The sequence below is a fragment of the Streptomyces nigrescens genome (assembly GCF_027626975.1).
GTDB classification, from domain to species: domain Bacteria; phylum Actinomycetota; class Actinomycetes; order Streptomycetales; family Streptomycetaceae; genus Streptomyces; species Streptomyces nigrescens.
In genome coordinates this window covers 471,535-491,690 of record NZ_CP114203.1, presented here as the reverse complement: position 1 = coordinate 491,690, position 20,156 = coordinate 471,535, and the positions used below count along the sequence as shown (strand labels likewise).

The 20,156-nt window shown below is 69.7% G+C and carries 20 protein-coding genes and 1 pseudogene; 11 read left to right on the top strand and 10 right to left on the bottom strand.

The window, feature by feature from the left end:
• The first annotated feature begins 41 nt into the window (after positions 1–41).
• Positions 42–1,409, top strand: coding sequence for an MFS transporter (locus tag STRNI_RS02285; RefSeq protein WP_274740178.1), 1,368 nt, complete (start codon positions 42–44; stop codon positions 1,407–1,409).
• A gap of 93 nt (positions 1,410–1,502) precedes the next feature.
• On the opposite strand, the gene STRNI_RS02280 is transcribed toward STRNI_RS02285, so the two are convergent.
• Positions 1,503–2,240 carry a TetR/AcrR family transcriptional regulator gene (locus STRNI_RS02280; protein ID WP_187412912.1) on the bottom strand — a complete coding sequence of 246 codons (738 nt, stop codon included), beginning with the start codon at positions 2,238–2,240 and terminating at the stop codon, positions 1,503–1,505.
• 174 nt (positions 2,241–2,414) lie between these two features.
• On the opposite strand from STRNI_RS02280, the gene STRNI_RS02275 reads away from it, so the two are divergent.
• Together STRNI_RS02275 and STRNI_RS02270 are read left to right on the top strand one after the other, a co-directional pair.
• Positions 2,415–3,560 (top strand): FAD-dependent oxidoreductase, encoded by a 1,146-nt coding sequence (locus STRNI_RS02275; protein ID WP_277410409.1) that lies wholly within the window; start codon positions 2,415–2,417, stop codon positions 3,558–3,560.
• 190 nt (positions 3,561–3,750) lie between these two features.
• Positions 3,751–4,263, top strand: coding sequence for a hypothetical protein (locus tag STRNI_RS02270; RefSeq protein ID WP_018091479.1), 513 nt, complete (start codon positions 3,751–3,753; stop codon positions 4,261–4,263).
• Positions 4,264–4,306: 43 nt separating this feature from the next.
• Here STRNI_RS02270 and STRNI_RS02265 read toward each other — a convergent pair whose 3' ends face one another.
• The 5 genes from STRNI_RS02265 to STRNI_RS02245 form a co-directional block, all read right to left on the bottom strand.
• Positions 4,307–4,966 (bottom strand): hypothetical protein, encoded by a 660-nt coding sequence (locus STRNI_RS02265; RefSeq protein ID WP_277410408.1) that lies wholly within the window; start codon positions 4,964–4,966, stop codon positions 4,307–4,309.
• Positions 4,967–5,104: 138 nt separating this feature from the next.
• A complete protein-coding gene (locus STRNI_RS02260; protein WP_018091477.1) occupies positions 5,105–6,484 on the bottom strand; it encodes a cysteine desulfurase in 1,380 nt (459 codons plus the stop codon).
• Positions 6,471–7,853, bottom strand: coding sequence for a family 2B encapsulin nanocompartment shell protein (locus STRNI_RS02255; RefSeq protein ID WP_277410407.1), 1,383 nt, complete (start codon positions 7,851–7,853; stop codon positions 6,471–6,473). Before STRNI_RS02255 ends, STRNI_RS02260 begins: the two co-directional genes overlap by 14 nt.
• A gap of 447 nt (positions 7,854–8,300) precedes the next feature.
• Complete coding sequence (locus STRNI_RS02250; protein WP_266440293.1) at positions 8,301–8,603, bottom strand: hypothetical protein; 303 nt, start codon at positions 8,601–8,603, stop codon at positions 8,301–8,303.
• Positions 8,604–8,663: 60 nt separating this feature from the next.
• A complete protein-coding gene (locus STRNI_RS02245) occupies positions 8,664–9,287 on the bottom strand; it encodes a TetR/AcrR family transcriptional regulator (protein WP_018091474.1) in 624 nt (207 codons plus the stop codon).
• Positions 9,288–9,366: 79 nt separating this feature from the next.
• On the opposite strand from STRNI_RS02245, the pseudogene STRNI_RS41515 reads away from it, so the two are divergent.
• The 6 genes and pseudogenes from STRNI_RS41515 to STRNI_RS02215 all read left to right on the top strand — a co-directional run.
• Positions 9,367–9,899: pseudogene (locus STRNI_RS41515) on the top strand (YqeB family protein); the annotation flags it as partial.
• A 105-nt stretch (positions 9,900–10,004) separates the two neighbouring features.
• Positions 10,005–10,181, top strand: a complete 177-nt coding sequence (locus tag STRNI_RS41510) for a CysS/YqeB C-terminal domain-containing protein (RefSeq protein WP_420911227.1) — start codon at positions 10,005–10,007, stop codon at positions 10,179–10,181.
• A 96-nt stretch (positions 10,182–10,277) separates the two neighbouring features.
• Positions 10,278–11,201: an LLM class F420-dependent oxidoreductase gene (locus tag STRNI_RS02230; protein ID WP_277410404.1), complete on the top strand. Its 924-nt coding sequence runs from the start codon at positions 10,278–10,280 to the stop codon at positions 11,199–11,201.
• Between the two features lie 162 nt (positions 11,202–11,363).
• A complete protein-coding gene (locus tag STRNI_RS02225) occupies positions 11,364–11,714 on the top strand; it encodes a hypothetical protein (RefSeq protein WP_018091471.1) in 351 nt (116 codons plus the stop codon).
• A gap of 328 nt (positions 11,715–12,042) precedes the next feature.
• The gene (locus STRNI_RS02220; RefSeq protein ID WP_229838461.1) at positions 12,043–12,864 is read left to right on the top strand and encodes a S1 family peptidase; all 822 of its coding nucleotides are present in this window, start codon (positions 12,043–12,045) and stop codon (positions 12,862–12,864) included.
• A gap of 183 nt (positions 12,865–13,047) precedes the next feature.
• Positions 13,048–13,404, top strand: a complete 357-nt coding sequence (locus STRNI_RS02215) for a hypothetical protein (protein ID WP_229838462.1) — start codon at positions 13,048–13,050, stop codon at positions 13,402–13,404.
• A 253-nt stretch (positions 13,405–13,657) separates the two neighbouring features.
• Here STRNI_RS02215 and STRNI_RS02210 read toward each other — a convergent pair whose 3' ends face one another.
• Positions 13,658–13,921, bottom strand: coding sequence for a DUF6480 family protein (locus STRNI_RS02210; protein ID WP_229838463.1), 264 nt, complete (start codon positions 13,919–13,921; stop codon positions 13,658–13,660).
• Between the two features lie 136 nt (positions 13,922–14,057).
• Positions 14,058–15,794, bottom strand: a complete 1,737-nt coding sequence (locus tag STRNI_RS02205; RefSeq protein ID WP_277410403.1) for a sensor histidine kinase — start codon at positions 15,792–15,794, stop codon at positions 14,058–14,060.
• A gap of 289 nt (positions 15,795–16,083) precedes the next feature.
• Here STRNI_RS02205 and STRNI_RS02200 point away from each other — a divergent pair, with 289 nt between their 5' ends.
• Entirely contained in the window at positions 16,084–17,022 is a 939-nt protein-coding gene (locus STRNI_RS02200; RefSeq protein ID WP_159483707.1) for a hypothetical protein, read from the top strand.
• 172 nt (positions 17,023–17,194) lie between these two features.
• On the opposite strand, the gene STRNI_RS02195 is transcribed toward STRNI_RS02200, so the two are convergent.
• A complete protein-coding gene (locus tag STRNI_RS02195; protein ID WP_159483705.1) occupies positions 17,195–17,578 on the bottom strand; it encodes a peptidase inhibitor family I36 protein in 384 nt (127 codons plus the stop codon).
• A gap of 501 nt (positions 17,579–18,079) precedes the next feature.
• Here STRNI_RS02195 and STRNI_RS02190 point away from each other — a divergent pair.
• Positions 18,080–18,355 carry a hypothetical protein gene (locus STRNI_RS02190; RefSeq protein WP_018091464.1) on the top strand — a complete coding sequence of 92 codons (276 nt, stop codon included), beginning with the start codon at positions 18,080–18,082 and terminating at the stop codon, positions 18,353–18,355.
• Positions 18,356–18,426: 71 nt separating this feature from the next.
• Here STRNI_RS02190 and STRNI_RS02185 read toward each other — a convergent pair whose 3' ends face one another.
• The gene (locus STRNI_RS02185; protein WP_277410402.1) at positions 18,427–19,938 is read right to left on the bottom strand and encodes a PepSY-associated TM helix domain-containing protein; all 1,512 of its coding nucleotides are present in this window, start codon (positions 19,936–19,938) and stop codon (positions 18,427–18,429) included.
• Between the last annotated feature and the right edge of the window lie 218 nt (positions 19,939–20,156).

Genomic DNA, 20,156 nt, shown 5'->3' with positions numbered 1-20,156 from the left:
GCTGGCGGGAGCTTTTGGGCCCGGAGTATCGCGGAGCCGCGGTGGTACTGGCCGCCGGCGTACTCGTCGGCGCGGTCAATATCTACCTGGCATCGAGCATGTTGCCCACCGCGGTGGCCGATATCGGGGGCGAGAGTTTCTACGCGTGGAACATGACGCTCTACCTGGTCGCCATGGTGATCGCGACGATGCTCGTCAGCCGGTTCCTCGCACGATGGGGGAGTGCCGGTGCCTACCTCGTCGGGTTCGCCCTGTTCCTGGTGGGCTCACTGGCTTGTGCGGTGAGTCCGACGATGCCGGTGTTGCTGGTGGGCCGCTGTCTCCAAGGGCTCGGTGCCGGGCTGCTGTCCGGACTGGGGTTCGCCGTCATCCGGTCGGCGCTGCCACGTCGGCTCTGGACCCGCGGCAATGCGCTGATGTCGGCGATGTACGGCGTCGGAAACTTCGTCGGTCCGGCGCTCGGTGGTCTCTTCGCCCAATTCGGCTCGTGGCGCCTGGCGTTCGTCCTGATGGCGGGGGTCGCGGCGGTGTGCGGCGCGGCCGTGCCCCGTGTGCTGCCCCGAGGTGAATGCAACGGCGCGGCGGCTCCGGTGCCGGTCGTGTCGCTGGTGCTGGTCATGGCCGCCACCGCGGCCGTCAGTGTGGCGGGCGTCCTGCACGACATCGTGGCGAGGGCAGCCGGCCTTGCGGTGGCGCTGCTGTTGGTCGTCGGATTCGTCGCCCATGAGCGGCGCAGCGAGCGACGGGTCTTCCCCGGCGCGGCATACCGTGCGGGTTCCGCGCTGAAGTGGGTCTACCTGACGCTCGGTCTGCTCGCCTTCGGCGTCGCGGTCGAGTCGTTCGTTCCGCTGTTCGGCCAACGACTGGCCGGGCTGCCCCCACTCGTGGCCGGTTTCTTCGGGGCGGCCGTCTCCCTCGGGTGGTCTCTGACCCAGATCGGCAGCTCATCGGCGGTCCGGGAGCGCACCGTGCGCCGACTGCGCACCCTCGGCCCGGTGTTGCTTGCGCTCGGCTTCCTCGTCCAGGGGCTGCTGCTGCGTGAGAACGTGCCCATCTGGTGGGTGGTCATCTGGGTGCCGGTGTTGTGCGTCGCCGGATCGGGCATCGGGATCGCCTACCCGCACCTGTCCGTGGCCGCGATGGCGGCCGCCGCGGACCCGGCGGAAGGCCGGCAGGCGGCCGCGGCGATCGCCACCGTGACGACGATGTCCACCGCGTTCGGCACGGCGGTCGCCGGTGTCCTGGTCGGTCTGGGCGGGCCGTCGACGCTCGGCTCGGCGCGATGGCTGCTGTTCGGCTTCGCCGTCCTCTGCGCGATCGGCATTTTCACCGCACGCGCCGCGGACCGTACGAGCCGCCCCGAGCGGTCAGCGGCGGCCGACCGCAGCTCGGTCACCCAGGGCTCGTGAGGGGGTGCTCGATATGAGCAGGTCCCGGATGACGCGTCCGAGCGTGCGGCCGGGGCGCAAAGGGATCGGGCCGGCGGCAATCGCCCGCGGTCCTCAGCGGGCGATCCGTGCGGCGATCCCGTCAAGAAGGTAGTCGAGGCCGGCGTCGAAGGTGGTCTCCGCGTCGGGATGGGCCGCGTCCTGGACGACTTTGGACAGCGTCGGATAACGGCCCGTGGCCAGCACCCGGCTGAGATAGGGAGCGGCCGCCCGCTGCCACTGCTCCTCGTCCATGCCGGTGACGCGTTCGGCGCGCAATACGGAGATCTCCTTCCTGATCGCCCCGACCAGGTAGGCGTTCACCGCGTCGACGACGGGCAAGACCGTGTCGATGTCGTCGAATCCGGGAGCCCCGTGCAGCGCGGCAAATGAGGCTTCGGTGTGGGCCAGCGCGTGCGGGCCGAGGTGCGGCCGCCCGGCGAGCAGGTCGGCGAACCACTCGTGCCGGAGAGCGGCCCGCCTGGTGTGGTGGGCGAGGGAGCGCAGCGTGCCGCGCCAGTCCCCGTCGGCCGGCTCGGGCGCGGGGATCTCGCCGTACACCGCGTCCACCATGAGGTCCAGCAACTCCTCCTTGGTGGACAGGTAGCGGTACAGCCTCATCGGGCCCGCGTCGAGGGCGGCGGCGACCTTGCGCAGCGACACCGACTCCAGCCCGTCCGTGTCGGCGAGTCCGATGGCGGCCTGCACGATCCGCTCCCTGCTCAGCGGGCTCGGCGTCGGCCGGCTCGGCGGCTCGGGCCGTTCCCAGATGAGTGCGGGCTCGCCGCTGCCGGCCTCTCGTCGTTCTGCCATCACGCCTCGTCTTCCGCAGGTCTCCGCAGTGCGCGGATAACGATACGCCGCCCCGATCGATACAGTGTATCGTCGCGATGCGCTGTATCGATCGTTCTCCGAACCGGGCAGGGGCGCCCCACGCCCTCCCGGCTCCGGGCGCTCCCCACTGCACACACGGAGAAAGCAGAGACCATGAGCATCACGACGCGCACTCCGCGCATCGCCATCATCGGAGCGGGCCTCGGTGGCCTGATCCTCGCCCGCACCCTGCGCGTACACGGCATCGACGCTGTCGTCTATGAAGGCGAGGCCTCCCGTTCCGCGCGTACCCAGGGCGGCATGCTCGACCTGCACCGGGAGAGTGGGCAACGGGCCATGCGCGAGGCTGGTTTGGAGGACCGCTTCCACGCCATCGCCCGACGCGAAGGACAGGACCTGCGCCTGCTCGACCACACCGGCACCGTGCTGCTCCAGCAGGACACCCCCGACGACGCCCCACTGGACCGGCCCGAGGTCGACCGCGCCGACCTGCGCAACGTCCTGCTCGACTCCCTCCCCGAGCGGACCGTCATATGGGGACACACATTCCGGTACGCCACCGCCCTGCCCGAGGGCGGACACCGGATCCACTTCGCCGACGGCACCAGCGCCGACTGTGACCTGCTCATAGGCGCGGACGGTGCCCACTCCCGGGTCCGCCCGCTGCTGACCGACGCCGTGCCCCGCCACATCGGTGTCAACTCGATCGAATGCGGGATCCCCGACATCGACCGGACCCACCCCGATCTCGCCGCCATGGTCGGACGCGGCAACTACTGGGCCATCGGCCCCAACCGGTGCCTGGCGGCCCAGCGCAACGGCGACGGCCGCGTCCGCGTATACCTCAGCTTCCGCACCCCCGAGGACTGGCTCACCACGTGCGGCATCCCGTACGCGGAACCCGCCCGGGCCCGCGCGGCCCTGACGGATCTCTACGCCGGCTGGGCCCCGCAGTTCACCGCCCTGATCCAGGCGTGCGACGACACCGTCGTGCCCCGCCCGGTCACCATGCTGCCCGTCGGCCTGACCTGGCCCGGCACCCCCGGCGTCACGCTCCTTGGCGACGCCGCCCATCTGATGCCCCCCGTAGGGCTGGGCGCCAACATGGCCATGCTCGACGCCACCGAACTCGCCCTCACGCTCGCCGCCGCGCCCGACGACATGACCGCCGCCCTCAGCAGCTACGAGACCGCGATGTTCGAACGTGGCGCCGCCGCCGCACAGGAATCCGCCGGCATCATGGAGATCATGATCTCCCCCGCCGGTGCGCAGGGCGTGCTGGAGCTCTTTCAGCAGTGAGGATGCCGTTTCCCATGAAACGGGCGATCCGTGCCGAGCAGCGCGCCCGCGGCGGTATATGGGCAATATGCCTGCGCTCGTCGCCCTGATGCGGAATTATGTGGCCAGCGCGCCGGACCTCGGAACGGCCACTGCGAGGTGACGGTGCATCAGCATTGCGCCCCAACGGGCGCTACACAGGGGGAGATTCATGAGGACTGTACAGCGAACGCTGCTTTCCGGTGCGCTGACCGGTGTGCTCGCACTGACCATGGGAGTGGGGACCGCCGGCGCTTCGACGGCCGATGGGGGGCCTGACACCGCGACCGGTGCCACCACCGTACGCACGGTGGACGCCCGCAGCGGTGACGTGATCACCTGCAAGATCACCACGCACCTCCCGCACTACTCCCACCACGCCCACGCCGACAACCGGCACAGGGTGAACGTCACCGCCGACATCAAGTGCTCCAAGTCGGTCGCGCAGTTGGCCCTCCGCGTCGGCCTGTACAAGAACGGAACGCTGTACAAGCAGAGCGGTGCCAAGGTCAACGCCGGACGCAACAAGGTGAGCCAGAACGCCGCGCGCCGCTGCATCAAGCGGCAGAACTACACCGGCTACTCCGTCGGCGTGGTGACCTTCCCGCCCGGGTACACCCCGCACACCAAGCAGGTGAAGCACACCAGCGCGACGGTCCGCATCAACGCCTGCAGGAGGCGCTGACCGCCCGGACCGGAAACGTCATGAGAGGTGCTCTACGAGCGGCTCAGCCGAGCCGGTCGTAGAGCGCCGCCGGAAGTACCTCGATGTCCGGTGCGCCCGCCAGCTGCTGCGCCAGGCGGGTGGACCCACCGATGTACGTGGAGTCGAGATCCACGTCCGTGGCGACGCACCAGGCCCGGTCCTGTGGCCACCACAGGTTCGGCGACTGCGGAAAGAAGACCCCCGCACTCCGGTCTCCCGTGGCCATGGCCGCCTCGATCGGCCCCTCGTACAGCGAGTAGGCGCGTCCGGCCAACTGCACCATCGGCCCGTTGTCATCGGACCAGCCCCAGCCTTCCCAGAGCCCGAAGAGGCACTGCCGCGGCGTGGCGGTTTCCGCTGCCAGCACCGGGCACAGAGCGGCCAGCACATGCTCGGGCAGCGAACCCTGCCACGGTGGTTCATCACCCGGGCCGGCCACCTCCTCGAAGCGCGCCAGAGGGTGCAGCGCACGGCCCGACCGCTGGGCGACCTGCGCCCACCGCTCGAACCGGCCGTCCGACGGCTCGCTGGGATGCAGCAACCGTACGTAGGCCTCGAACCCGGCCGGCAGCAGGGCATGGACACCACTGTCGAACCCGCCGACGTTCTCCTCGATCCAGCGCGCGGACGACACATCAGCGACCCGCTGCGGCGGCTGGACCCCGTCTCCCGACCATGTCATGGCTTCGGTTCCCCCTCATATGCGGCCTGGTGCCCAGTATGAACCGTGCACGAGGCCACCGGTCGTCAGGAACGGAAAACACCCCGCGCCGACGCCGCCGACCGGTAGCCGGTCGGCGACGCCGGACGGACAGGAGCGTCAGGCGGCCTGCTGCATCTGCTGCAGCGAGGCCACCAGCTTGTCCACCTCCTCGGATGTGTTGTAGAGCGCGAGCGAGGCACGGGCCGCGCTCTCCAGGCCGTAGTGGGCCAGGGCCGGCTGGGCGCAGTGGTGCCCGGCCCGGATGGCGATGCCGTCACGGTCCAGCCAGGCGGCGATCTCCGACGGGTCGTGACCGGCGAGGGTGAAGGTCAGTACGGCGATACGGTCGGGCGCGGAGCCCAGCAGCTCAAGTCCTGGGACCGTGGCCAGCGCCTGCTGTGCGTACGCCATCAGTGAGGTCTCGTAGGCAGCGATGGCATCGCGGTCGAAGGCGGTCAGCCAGTTCAGTGCGGCCAGCAGACCGACCACGCCGGAGATGTGTCCGGTACCGGCCTCCAGGAGGTGAGGGACGGGGGCATAGGTGGTACGGGTGAAGTCGACCGACTCGATCATGTTGCCGCCGCCTTGCCACGGCGCCATGTCCCGCAGGATCTCCGGCTTCGCATACAGCGCGCCGATGCCCGTGGGGGCGAACAGCTTATGACCGGAGAACACATAGAAGTCGGCGTCCAGGTCCTGCACATCGACGGGGAAGTGCGCCACCGCCTGCGCCCCGTCCACCAGCACCTTGGCCCCGTAACGGTGGGCGAGTGCGGTCATCTCGCGTACCGGCGGGACGGTGCCCAGCACATTCGACGCCTGGCTGAGCGCGACGAGCTGGGTGCGCATGGAGAGCAGATCGTCGTACGCGGTGAGGTCGATCTGCCCGTCCGGTTGCAGGGGTACGGGTACCACCCGGGCCCGGGTCTGCTGGGCGATCAACTGCCAGGGCACGATGTTCGAATGGTGCTCCAGCACCGGCACCAGGATGTCGTCCCCGGGGCCGAGGTTGGCCCGCCCCCAGCTCTGGGCGACGAGGTTGATGGCCTCGGTGGTGCCGCGTACGAAGACGATGTCGTCCGGTGAGGGTGCCCCCAGGAACTGGGCGACCGCCGAGCGGCCCGCCTCGTACGCCTCGGTGGCCTCCCGGGCCATGGTGTGCGCACCACGGTGGATATTGGAGTTGGCGGAACCGTAGAAGCCGGCCAGTGCCTCGATCACCTGGCGTGGCTTCTGTGTGGTGGCTCCGTTGTCCAGCCAGACCAGCGGATGCCCGTTCACGGTCCGGTGCAGGATCGGGACGTCGCGGCGCGCCAACTCGGGTGAGAAGGCGGCCGTTTGACCGGGGAGTCCGGTGAACTGCGCGGGGTGGCCGGCCGGGACGGTCGGATCCGTGGGCGGGGCCGTGGCCGGATCGGGCGACAGCAGGCCGTCGCCGAGGAGGTTCGGAGTCGGCGCCCCGGGCCACAGACCCCGGACAACGTCAGGAGTAGTCATGGTAGTTGGAGACCTCGACGTTCTGGAGCACGGCGAGCGCGTCCTCCACCAGCACCGCGGTATTGAAGTACGCCGTCATCAGGTAGGACGTGATGCCCTTCTGGTCGACGCCCATGTTCCGCATCGACAGACCGGGTTCCACCTCGTCCTCGACCTTCGCGGGACGCAGACCCACCACGCCCTGCTCGGCCTCGCCCACCCGCATCAGCAGGATCTCGGTGGTGCCGATGCCCGCACCGCCGGAGAACCGCACCTTGTCGGAGGGGAGCAGCGGGACTCCACGCCAGCTCAGCAGGGGGCTGCCGAACCGGTTGTCGATGACCGGGGGCACGCCCCGGCGCGTACACTCCCGGCCGAACGCGGCGATGGCCCTGGGGTGCGCGAGGAAGAAGCCGGGCTGCTTCCAGACCCGGGTCAGCAGCTCGTCCAGATCGTCGGGGGTCGGGGAACCGGTGCGTGCCTGGACCCGCTGCCCGGGGGCCACATTGTTGAAGAGACCGAACTGCGGGTGGTTGAGCAGCGAGGCCTCCTGCCGCTCGCGCAGTGCGTGCGCGGTGAGGTTGGACTGGGCCCGGATCTGGTCGATGGGCCCGTTGTAGAGGTCGGAGACCCTGGTGTGGACGCGCAACACGGTCTGGGCGAGGCTCATGTGGTACTCGCGGGGCGTGTCTTCATAGTCGACAAACGTCGCGGGAAGGTCGGGTTCGCCTACATGCCCGGAGCTGAGATCGACTGGCACCTCGGCGCCCGGCAGCACTCCGTCCGCCGAGAGGTAGGCGTCCATCGCTCCCCGCACGGCCGTGTTGCGTTCACACAGCCCCTCGAGCACACTGCGCTCGACGCACAGTGCCACGCCGGGAGTGAGCGCCCGGACGCGGTACGGCAGGGGCTCGGAGCGGGTCCAGGCGTCGAGATCGAAGAACTGGCCGTCGCCGATCACTTCGAGTACGGCGTCCTCGCCGTAACGGCCGCTCACCCGCTTCTCGGCGCGGCCCTGGGCGATCACCCACAGCTTGTCGTGCGCATCGCCGTCCTGCGCGAGCATCTGTCCGGCCTCGAAGCTGACTTCCGTGAAGGCGCCCGCCAGTTCGGAGAGCAGTGCGTCATCGGCCTCCCGGAGGTACGGCAACTCCCGCAGGTCTCCCGGGATGATGCGGGGCGAGCCGCCATCGGCGTGGATGCTGATGCGATCGTCGCCGAGGACGTAGGTGCGGCGGCGGTTGACGCGGAAGACACCGGCTTCCACATCCACCCAGGGCAGAGCCCGAAGGAGATAGCGCGGGGTGATGCCGCGCATCTGCGGGCTGGTCTTGGTGGTGGTGGCAAGCTGCCGTGCCGCATCCGGGCTGAGACTCGTCTGGTCGTTCACAGGACCTCCTCGCCTACGGGCGTGCCGGTCGGCCGGTGCACAGCCGGCCGACACGCGGGAGCCTGATCGTCCGGTCGGAGCTCCTCCACCCGCAACCAGCTGTGTGACGGCGTGCGGCCGGAAATGCTCGCTGCACTGACTGTGCAATCCCGAATGTGTGCGCGACTACCTGGCGTTTCAGCACCACTACCACACGTAGTAATGTCGAGGTGGCCCGTCAAAGCGTGTCCGGACCCATCGTGTGACATCGCCTGACGCCCGATTTACGACGGGATTTACCCTCATAACGGTGCTTTGCATTTCCTAAAGGAAGCCTTATGGCGCCGCCTCATGACGCTCCGTCGGCGTCGCCGGACCACAACTCCCGTGTGCATCAGGGGCGTTGTGCACGGCGGGGGAGGGGTGGGCCGGCCGTGCGGCGCACGGCCGTCATGTCGGCCCGGTCCCTCACATCAGCCCGGACTGGGACTTGCTGAACATCTCACCCTCCGAGTAGAAGAACACGGCGTTGCTGCTGCCGTCGGCGCCATAGCAGGTCCAGGTGGTCGGGTAGTCGTGGGCGCGCTCGGACTCGCTGTTCTGCCGGCAGGTATTGGTGTAGGCGAACAGGGTCTTCTCGCTGCTGCCGGCCTTGATCTTCCGGTACTCGGCGAGGGTCAGCGGGTCGTTGGTGGCGGTGCCGCCTTTGTAGGCGCAGGCGATCACGACGAGGCCGAGGATGCAGCCGCCGGCTATCGCACTCTTCTTCACGGGTCAGGTCGTCCTTTTGCGGGTGGGGAGGGGCGGACCGGCAGGGCGCGGGTCCAGGTGTCAGCCGGCGCTGCTCCGGTGCTCAGATGGCTCGCCGCGCAGGAAGCGCTGCACGATGAGGAGCAGGGTGGGCAGTTGTCCGGCCGGGTCGAAGGATGGCTCAGTGGCCGCGCTGGTGTACATCGAAGCGATGAGGGCCATGACCCACGAGGCGGTGTGGTCCGGATCGAGGCCGGGGTCGATCTGACCGGCCGCGGCGGCCTTGGTGAGCAGTTCCGTGATCACGGAGTGCTCGTCGGTGCTGTCCTGGCTCAGGAGTCCCGCGAGCTCGGGGTCGCGGTGTGCCTGGAGCATGGCCTCCATCACCAGCGGCGGCGTCAGGGGTTCCGCGGCGGGTGCGGCCAGGAACTCCACGACGTCCAGGAGAGCGGCCCATGGGTCGGCGCCGGCCGTCGCCCGGGCCAGCCGCTCGGTCTTGTCGTCCTTGTCGTCCTGGAGGAGGGCGAGGAAGATCGCGCGCTTGTTGGGGAAGTAATGGAACACGTTTCCCGAGCTCATACCGGCGGCCTTGCAGATCTGGGCCGTCGTGGTGCGCTCGAACCCCTGCGTGGCGAAGAGCTCGCACGCGGCCTGCACGATGTGCTGACGCCGCGCTGCGTGTTTCGCCGGATCGATCGTCCTCATGGCTTCACCCTATGACTGACCTTCCACATGGCTGAACTGCTCCTTCGCATCAGCCAATAATAGACCGCGCGCTCGGTTTATGATTGGCTTCCGCTCTTGCGCCGCACCGCGCCGGCTTCTCCCGGCCGCGGCGACGCAGACTCCTGGGCGACACAGACTCCTGAAGGGGGACACACCCATGGATGACCGGCTCGCACCCCACGTCCGGTTGGACAAAACCACGGTCCTGGCGCAACCCGCCTGGTCGGCAGCGCTTGTTCACCTCGCCCTCGCACTGCTGGGAGCCGGAGCGGGCTGGCTGGTCGAGGTCCTGGCGGAGTGGCTGGTGACACTGCCCTGGCGCCGATGCAAGGGCCGGCCAGGCTCCTGACCTCGGTTCCGGAGCCCTGGCTCACTGTGGGCCTGGTGTGTGCCGGAGCGGCCCTGGGGCTGACCGTGGGGCTCATGGCCCAGCACGAGGAGCTCTCCGTCGCCGTGTCGAACGAGCGGACAACCCTTACCCGGAAAGCCAAGGACCGGGAGTTCGCGCGCGACCGCGTCGTCCAGGTATTCCTGGACGGCAAACAACTCGTTCTGCTGGACGCCGACAAGGACGAACTCGCCCGGGAGACTTGCGAACTGAATGCCCGGCGCGTCGCCGACGCCTTCAGGGCTCATGGCTACAGCTGGGCGGACGAGGACCCCTACAAGGACGACTTCCGGCGCTGGGTGTCGGACATGCCGGGACTGCCGCAGGGGGCCAACGCACTGCTGAAGGCCCGCGCGCAGCTGCTGGACAAGAGGAGTTCCTCCGGGGATCTTCGGGAGCTGCGCGAAAAGCTGGCCAGGATGGGGGTCGTCGTACGCGACGAGAAGAGGCGCCAGTACTGGCGGTTGAGCCAGCGACGGGCCTGAGGCGGCGCAGCGGCCGGCCGAGCGGCTGCGCACCGCTGACACGAAGCTGTCACATGGGAACGGAATGGCGGCCAACTGCCCGTGGTTTGAACGGACATGACTGTAGGAGTAGCACTCAACGCCACCGGCGCCGACAACCAGGTCGACGCCACCGTACGACTCGCCGAGGAGGCGGCGGCCGCCGGGCTGCGATCTGCCTGGTTCGGCCAGACCTTCGGCGCCGACTCGCCGCAGCTCGCGGCGATCGTCGGGCGCGCAGTACCGGGTCTGCACGTGGGCACCTCCGCGATCCCCGTCTTCGGCCGCCACCCGTTGCTCATCTCCAGTCAGGCCCAGACCGCACAGGCGGCCACACACGGGCGCTACCACCTCGGACTCGCCCTCGGCACCAAGCTGCTGACCGAGGCGGGCTTCGGTATCCCGCACGAACGGCCCATCGCCCGACTGCGGGAATTCCTCACCGCTCTACGGCAGTTGACGGAGACCGGCACCGCCGACTTCCATGGCGAGCTGCTCACCGCGACCACGCCTATCCCCGCGCGCGTGCCGGGCGCGGAATCCGGTGTGCCCTTGCTCGTCGCGGCGATGGGCCCACAGGCACTGCGCGTCAGCGGTCAGCTGGCGGACGGGATCCTGCCCTATCTCGCCGGACCGCGCGCCCTGGCGGAACACATCGTCCCGGCCGTCACCGCAGCGGCGGAGTCTGCCGGCCGTCCGGCGCCCCGCATCGTGGCACTCGTACACGGCGTGGTGACCGACGACGTCGACGCCGTGCGCGAGAAGGCCACCGAACAGCTCGCGTTCTACGAGCAGTTCCCGTCCTACGCACGGGTCATCGGACTCTCCGGCGGCAAACGGGCCGCCGATGTGGCCGTGATCGGGGACGAGCGGACGGTCGCCGCCGAGGTACGGCGCTACCGGGACGCCGGGGCGACGGAAGTCGTGTTCTCAGGAACGGAAATTGCCGGGGACGCCGACCGACGGCGCACGTGGGCGCTGTTGGGGGAGTTGACGGGGTGAGCGCAGCGGTCCGGCTCCCGTGCCCGGGACCGGCTCGGCCTGTGACGCCGCGGCATCCGCGCGGTCTTCCCTGAGCGGTCCGACCAGGTCGCTGCTCCGGCTCCGCGAACACCGAACGTGACCGTTGTCCGGAGTTGTCCGGAGCGAGTCTAGAGTGGTCCGATGCCGCTCGTGGAAGTTACCTGTGCGCCGGGTGTCGCTGAATCGAAGCTCCGCGAACTGGGGGCGTTACTGCCGCACCTGGTGTCCAAGGCCGTGGAGTGTCCCGAGGAACCGTACGACGGGGCCTTGCGGCCGGGCGATGTGGAGATTCGCTTCCGGAGGCTGGGCCCGCTGGACCGTAGCGCCTTGGACGTGGTCATCGAGGTGAGGTCAAAGTGGTTCGAGAGCAGGGCCGCCAACCGCCAGGAACGCGTAGATGGGCTTCACGCGGCCATCAGCACCGCCACTGGACTCCGCGACTTCGGCGTCTACCTGTCACTCCCCACAGCGGCGTGGTCGCAGGGAGACTGAAGTAGCTCAAGCCCAGCTCACCGCGACTCACCACAAGCTCAATGATCAGACACCCCCTAGTGGTCACCCACTCCTCCCACCAGCGGTTCTCCGGCCGGCGCCCGTGGTCCGTCGCGGAGCCCGCGGCAGTGACCCTGACGGTGGGTCAGGGGATGCTCACTCCGGAGGATGACCACTGACGCGACCGTGGTCTGACTACTCCTGCCGCCCTCGTCGCTAACTTCGACTCATGTCATCCGAGACGGGATGCGAGAGATGGGGGAACGAAGTGCGTGGGCAAGCGCAGTGGCGACCGGTGTGGCGTGGTCGTGGTAGGCGTGCGGGGGCGGTGTTGGGTGCGGTCCTGGTCGGTGTGGCGCTGAGCGTGAGCACGGCCGGCTCGGTGCACGCCATGTCCGGGGGTACGCAGTTGCCTCAGCGGGGCGCCGCTCCTTGGCTGGCGACCCTGGCAGTGAAGGGCGATGCCCCGCTGCTGCAACGCGCCTCGTGCGGCGGTGCGCTCATAGCTCCCGACCGGGTCCTGACGGCGGCCCACTGCCTCGACGGCCAGGACACCCGGCGGGCGGAGGTCCACATCGGGTCCTCGGTCCTGTCGCAGGACCCCGGCACCGTACGCGACATCCGCAGCGTCACCACCCACCCCCGATACGAGCTGTTGCCCTCCCCAGTGGACCCCGACAACGTCGCACTCTCCTCGGCTGCCTACGACATGGCAGAGATCCGCCTCAGCGCCCCTGTCCGAGGCGTCAAACCGCTCCCCGTCGCGCACCACCGGCCGCTTCCCGGCACCCCCGTATCCCTCTTCAGTCACGGCACCACGGCCGCACCGGACCCCTCCCAGCCGGGGAAGGAGATCCGTGGTGACGTACTCCGGCGCGGCGACCTCACCGTCCGCACCCATGCGCAGTGCGCCGCCCAGACACCCGCCGTCGTGGACAAGGCGTCGGTCCTGTGCGCCCGTGACATATCCGACGGCGGCACCACCATGTGCTTCGGTGACAGCGGCAGCCCCCTCGTCATATGGGGACGCCGCGGCCCTGAGCTGGCCGGCGTCTTCAGCTTCGCCGGCGAAACGGCCGGCAAGGTCTGCGGCCAGGCCGCCGACGCCGCGTTCGCCGATGTTCCGGCGCTCCTGGCAGGGGTGAAGTGACGCGCGCTGCAGTCGGTGCGGTGGTGCGGTAGCTCTCGGGGTATGGGAGGGCTCAAAGCGTGGCGCAGGAAACGGCATAGGTGTGTTGTGCGGAAATAGGGTGTTCAGCCAAGACTGCTGCCCAGTAGGGGGATTCGGCTGATCTGCTCCCCGCGAGGTCCACAGGTCGCTACGGTGACGGGCATGGATTCCAGTGACGTGCCCGGCGCCGACGAGTGGCCACTGCCTCCTCCATGGATGTGGAGCTGCCACGAGTGCACCGAGCTGTACAAGGCGATGAAGCGCGCCCCTGAGGTGGTGGATGCCGCACGCGAGGCGGGTGAGCCGGGGGTGGACTACGACCCCCTCGACACGGTGGTGTCCACCCAGATCCGACTCGCCCGGCACATCGCCACCCACCATGCGTCGGACGTCCCCGCGATCGACCCGTCATGCGACAGGTGCACATTCGACGAGAAGCGGCAGATGCCTGCCGTGCTCGTCCTGGAACACCGAGCCCGTCACGTATTCGCGCCGCCGAGCATCGCCGGTCTGTTGTAACGCTCGCGGCACCTGAGCAGGACATGGGGCATCGGCGGCGCCCGGGGCGGGCTGCGTGAGGGCTGCGTGAAGGTGCGCCCCACCGCTCGCTCGGCCACGCCCGGCCTCGTGGAGAACACGCCCGCGTCCTTCGCGTCTGCATGCTCCAGGTCGCAGTGAGCCGAAGCGGGCGGTTCACCGGCATCGGCGACACGGTTCATCGGCACGGCGGCGGCTGCCGCCCGCCGGGTCGCCGCCGATGTCGTCCGTCCGGTTACAGCGCCACGATCACGGCATAAGCGATGAAGAAGGCCGCGCAGAGCACGACGATGATGCCGAGGACGATGACCGGGCCCGTGGACCAGCCGCGCGTCTGTTTGTCGCGGGGACCGGTCTCTGCCCCGGTGCTGCCCTCGCCCGCGGGTGTTTCCTCGGGCGGCACCCCGCCGCCGGGCCCGAGGCCTGGCGCATCACGTGGATCCGGTTCCGGATATTGAGTACCCATACTGGAATCTTGCCCGATATCGACCGAATTCATCGGGGGAGGGGGCAGGGCTTCGGCCAGGCGGACCCGGAGGGGTTCCTTCTCCTGCGGACGCGTCGCCCATGTGTTACGGGGCGGGCATCCGCGCAGGTGAACCGCCTAGCGTGGCGGATCCGGCGCGGAACCGGGCTCAGCGGAGGGGGACGGTGGCGGTGATCCGGAAGCCGCCGTTCTCCAGTGCCCCCGCCTCGAAGGTGCCGCCGAGCACGGTCACCCGCTCGCCCAGCCCCACCAGACCGTGTCCTCCGCTCGGCAGCAGGGTGGGCACCGGCCCGGCCGGGGCCTCGTTCTCCACGATCACCCGCACCGTGTCCTTGCGGTACCGCACCTCCACCCGGGCCGGTACGTTGCCCGCGTGCTTGTGGGCATTGGTCAGCCCTTCCTGGATCACCCGGTACAGGGTGGGCTGGACCGTGGAGTCCGTGGCCGACGGTTCGCCGATGACGTCGAAGGCGATCTGCATCCCGGCGGCCCGTGACTCCTCCACGAGGGTCGCGAGGTCCTCCGGCGTCGGCTGCGGGGAGAGCGGAACCTGCTGCTCCCCGTCGTCCAGGCGCAGCACCCCGAGCACCTGGCGCAGCTCGTTCAACGCCTGCCGGCCCATGTCCCCGATCAGCCGGCCGGTGTCCGTGGCGACCCCGGGGCCGCCGGCTCCGGCCTCCAGCGCCCCGGCGTGGACCACCATCAGGCTCACCCGGTGGGAGACCACATCGTGCATCTCCCGGGCAATACGGGTGCGCTCCTCCATCCGGGCCTGCGAAGCCAGGAGATGCTGCTCCCGTTCCAGCCGGTCCGCCCGGTCCTGGAGGGTCACCATCAGGCTCCGCTTGGCACCCCGGTACATGCCGAACAGCACCGGCACCACTACGGAGGGCACCACGAGGAAGATCGAGTAGGGAATGAACTGCTCGGCCTCGAACTCCGTGGCGACCACGGTCCACGCGACGAGGACCACCGCCGCCGCGCCGGAGCCGAGGAGGAGATTGCGCCGCGACGCCCCGTACTTCGCCAGCGCGTAGAGGCTGACGGGGAGGATGCTGAAGGACGGCAGCACGAGAGGGATGAGGATCACCGCGACCGCGGCGAGCGCGTCCGGATAGCGCCGTCGCCAGATCAGCGCCACCCCTTGCACCATCACGAGCAGGACGAGCACCGGAGCCGGCACCAGCAGTGGATCGTCGTCCGGGCCGTTCAGACCGCTCACCAGCGCGACCGGATTCGCGAGCGGGAAAAGCAGCACGAGCAGGACGTCGAACAGCATCGCGCTCCGGTGCTCCCACCACCAGGGCTGCCGCGGAGCCCTCGGGTAGAGGCCGGTCAGTACGGGCACCACAACGCCCGTCAGAGCGACGAGCGCGATGAGAACCGGCTCCCGGGTGACCTCCGTCCCGTGGTGCGGGGCGTACTGCCGCAGATGCAATACGGCGACGCCCAGAACGAGCAACAGTCCGACGGGCGCGGCGACGAACACCGTACGCACCCGCGGTGTGTGCCGGGCCAGTGAGTAGAACGCCACCACCGTGGCCAGGACGGATCCGGTGCCCAGGAGGAGGCCGCAGGTGATGGCCGCGGTGACCGCCGCGGGGAATCGGCGCCGCAGCACCAGCAGCAGAGCGCCCACGACCGTGAGTCCTACGGCCCAGCCTTGGGGGAGCGGGCTGTGGAGCTGCTCCTCAACGAAGGAGGTGCGGAACTGTGCGTCGAACCACGCACAGCCCATGGCTATCAGCACGTCCAGAGCGGTGGCGCCCCACGGCCGCCACCACGAGGGAAGCCCAGGAAGCCGGAACAGGGGGCCCGGGCCGGGCGGCGCCCGGTCCGGCAGGGGAGCGGGCGCGGTGGCGGGGCCGGCAACCTCAGGCGACATAGCGGCGACCAAACGGACGTGCGGACAATTCCCGGTATGTTACGTCGCCCCCCCGCCGGGGCCGGACCCTTCGGAGCGCGCCTGGGTCCGGGCGGGTTTTGGAAGGGAAGGCCGAGGCACTCGGGCGCGGGCTCGCCGGGCCGCGGAGTGGCCGTCATCGGCCGGCTGGAAGGGACGCGTCGCCGACACTCGCCACTGCCCCGGCGCGGGCCGCGATGTTGCTGCGGTGCCGTGCAGCAACGGCACCCTCGGCCGCATGGTGACGGTCCGCCCCGTCTACAGTCCCAGGATGTTGCGTGCGAACCTCACCGATCCCGACGGCGCCTGGGCCGGGCTGACGCTGGATGTCCGGGCGCGCCCCAGGCCGGATCTGTGTCTGCGGACCGCGCCGCTCCGGTTGCTGCTGACCCAGGGAGGGGATCCGGTACTGCTCGGTGCGGTGCACCCGCCCGCCTCCGGAGTGGACTTCTTCCGCACGGACCGCTACCGGTCCCCCGTGCCACCGCTGCGTGCGCAGACGACTCGCGCGTACGGGGGCTCCGCCGAGCGCTGGGCCCATCGCTTCGCGGAACTACTGGCCACGTCGCCCGGGACGCCCCTGCACGACGGCCGCTGGGTACTGTCTCCCGATCCCCGGTTGCGCCACTGGAACCACGGACGCCGCGCACCCGCCGAGTACTGGAGCTCGATGCTCATCGACGGCCACCCGGACGGGTACGTCGACTGGTACCTCCACAACGGTTCATGGGAGATTTTTCCGCTGCGACCCATGCCGGACGCCGACGACAGCCGGGTCAAGGCCTACCGGAAGCAGGCCCTGGACGGGACTCTGCCGCCCGTTCTGCTCTGGTGGGTCAGCGGTCTGGACTGCCACCTCGTCCTGGACGGCCATGCCCGCCTCGCCGCGGCGATCGCCGAGTCCGTGGACCCGGGACTGCTGGAACTCCACCGGACCGTCCCCGAGGACGAGGCAGACACCGAAACCCGCCACGCGGTAGCGGCATACGAGGCCGAACTGACGCGTTTCGCCGAGCTGCGCGTCCTCCATGGTTCCGGCGTCCCCGATGGCGCCGAATTCGCCGGGCCGGCACTCATCCGCCGGCTCGACGCAGCACGCACCGGCCTCCGTCCCACCTGGGCCTGGCCATTGCCCGGCGGCACCAAGGAATGGGAACGCATCGCCCACGAGCAGACCGCCGGGCGCTGGGAACCTGGCGGGCTGTCGTGACCCCTTGACTCACTGCCACCGGGTGGTGCGGCGGTGTCGCATGGGGGCGGACCATCCTCCCGCGCGGGTGCGGGGAGGATTTCTGGTCGGTGCTTCGTAGTGAGCTCCTTACGGTCCCAGCAACGGGGGCGCGGAGTACAGGTGTTGGGCCTATGTCCGCGACCGGGCCCTCCTACTGGGGCTTGAAGGAGCGGATTTGGTAGCTGCCCTGCAAGTTGCCGCCGGCGTGGGCGGGCGTGGAGCCGACGCGTGCGTGGTAGTTGGTCTGTGTGTAGTACTGCACACGGTGCCCGGTGTTGTTCCATACGGAGCGCACATTCTGTCCCCGCTGAATGAAGGAACAGTCGTCGGCGGTGTTCGCCTTGCTGGCCTGCGACCACTGGCAGCGGGTTCCGCCGCCGTTCCAGTCGCTGTAGATGCAGAAGTATCCGGAGCTGCAGTTGTAGGCGGCCAGGCCGGCGGATGCCGTGGGAGTCGCCTGGGCAGTGGGTGCGGTACTGAAGGCGGCAGCAGCCAGGGCGGTTGCGGCGAGGGCGAGCGAGTGAAGACGACGCATGGCACATGTCCTTTTCCGTGTGAGGGTGGGAACAGTCATGCCGCTGTGGACCGGCTGAGAAGGATCCCGTCGGAGCGGGAGAGCCACGGCTGGTGGGTGGCATGGGCGGGTCGGCCTGTGAAGTGCGGTCAGCCTGTGAAGTACGGTCCGTCGGCCTGATGAAACGTCACCAGTATGGGCCGGGCCCGCGGCCGTCCTCAGGGCATTTCTCGCCGGACCACCAGCTGTTGGAGCGCGGCAGCGTATGCACCGGGCGTACGCGGCGTGCTGCGCTCTGACCCATCGCGGCGCATCTTCCGCAACCGCATCCGCAACCGGATCGGCAAACGCCACCCGCACCGGCCCCGGCCCCGGCCCCGGCACGGCGCTCCCAGCCCGGACCTGCGGGGATGTGCCGCAAGGTGGCTTTCGGTGCGGCGAGCGCCGCCGGCCGGGCGGCGTTCGTTGCCAAGGGCGTCGTGTGGTTTGCGAGCCGGGTGTGGCGCGGGGCACCCTTGCGTCATGTCATACGTAAGGCTTGAGGCCTGGATCGGTGGAGAGTGGCTGGAGGTGGACTCCGTGAGCGTCACCGTCATGGACTCCGCGCTGACCCTCTCCTTTGAGCATCAGCGGACCGAGTCCGGGTACCGGAGCCTCATCTGGGAGCCCCTGGAGAAATTCCTCAAGGAGTACCGCGACGAGCCGCTCGTCGTCGTACCTCTGGGGCGCAATTTGCCGGTGATGTACGGCCCTGGCGCGGCGGGGCCCTTCCGGCTGGCGGAGATGCGCGACGCGTGACCGCGCCGTGGGTCATCGCCCGCAGACCACCGCAATCGAGCGCCACCGCCACGACCAGGACGTAAGGGCCGTCAGTCCCCGGCGGTGGCGGATACGCGGCGACGGCGTGCGAGCGCGCCGAGGGCGATGTCCACGGCCAGGAACGCGACCAGTGAAATGCCGAGCAGTGGTACCAGCCAGCCCATCGCCCCTACGGCGAGCACGAGCGGAATGAGGACGGGCAGCGGCACCTGCCGCCATGCGCCGCGCGGCATCGGACGCCCGAAGGACAGGGCGCGGTCGCGGGTGGGGCGCCGCTGCCACCACATCCGGTAGCCCCAGAGGATCAGGAAGATCAGGGCGAGGGCGAGCGCGGCCAGGGCGATCTGGTTGGCGATGCCGAAAAGAGTGCCGGTGTGCAGGTCGATGCCGTAGCGGGTGAGCTTGGCCAGGACGGGGTGGTCGGCGAAGCGCGAGACGTCGGTCACCTTTCCCGTGGCCGGGTCCACGGCGATGGCGTCCTGCTTCTCGGGCCAGCTGCGCTGGACCTGCTTGACGACGTAGGCGGTGCCCTCGTCCGTCGGCAGGCCGACCTCGACGGGATCGGAGAGCCCCTGGGCGCGGGCCGCTCGGAGCACCTTGTCGATGCCCACGTCCGACGGCGCGGATCCGCTCGACGGGTTCTCCTTCGTCCCGCCCATCCCCGGCATGTCAGGCATTCCGGCCATCCCCGATGAGCTGCCATGTCCGTCATGTCCGGCATCACTCTTGGTCACGGCCGTCGAGACGGTCGGGGTGGCCTGACCCAGGGCCTCCCGGAGGTCGCCGATGTTCGCCCCGGCGTACGCGGACCAGGTCAGACCGGTCGCGGAGAGGAAGATCAGGCCGACCGCGGCCCACAGGCCGACCGCGCCGTGCCAGGACAGGGTCCGGCGGCGGCCGGTGGCGGTGCGGTCCGGCAGCGCGAGGGCCCGCAGTCCGCGGTTCTTGCGCCTACGGCCGATCCACAGCGCAAGTCCGCCTCCGGCGACCACCCAGAGCCAGCTGGCGGCCAGTTCGCTGTAGAGCCGGCCACCCTCGCCCAGGTGCAGATCGCGATGGAGCGCATCGAGCCAGGTGCGCAGGGGCAGTGCGCCCGTGGAACCGTAGGTCTCCAGAGCCCCCCTGACGTTGCCGGTGTAGGGGTCGACGAAGACCGCGAGCTGGTGGTCGTCGGAGACCCCAGGTACGTCGGAGAGCAGGACACGGGTGGTGTCCCCGGGCCGAGGCGCCGGGCGTACCGCGGCGATCTCGCCCTCGGGGTGGGCCTTGCGGGCGTCGGCGACCTGCTGCGACAGCGGCAGCTTCTCCGTACCGGCCGGCGCCGTCAGCTCATGCGCGTAGGCGACCTTCTCCGCCTGGAAGGAACAGGCGTACAGCAGCCCGGTGACCGCGGCGACGAGAAGGAAGGGCGCGATCAGCACCCCGGCGTAGAAGTGCAGCCGCAACACCAGCGGACGCAGCGCGGCCCACCCGGTACGCCGTACTGTCCGCTCCTCCCCGGAGCGGGTGGGGTCCGGGGAGCCCGGTGAGTCGCTCGATGCGAGACGTTGTTCAGTGGACACGCGGGGCTCCCGGCTCGAAGGTGAGGTGGCCCGGCCCGCTGCCGGTACCGTTCCAGGTAGTCGGAGGAACGGAAGTATGAGTTCCAGCCATGCGGTGTGAGTTGTCCCATACCTCAGATGCCGGGCCGCGCCCCGAACCCACCCTCCGGTGCGTCCGCTCCGGATGGCACGATGGCGGTCATGACAAACGGGCCGGCCTTATACGCTGACGGGCTGAC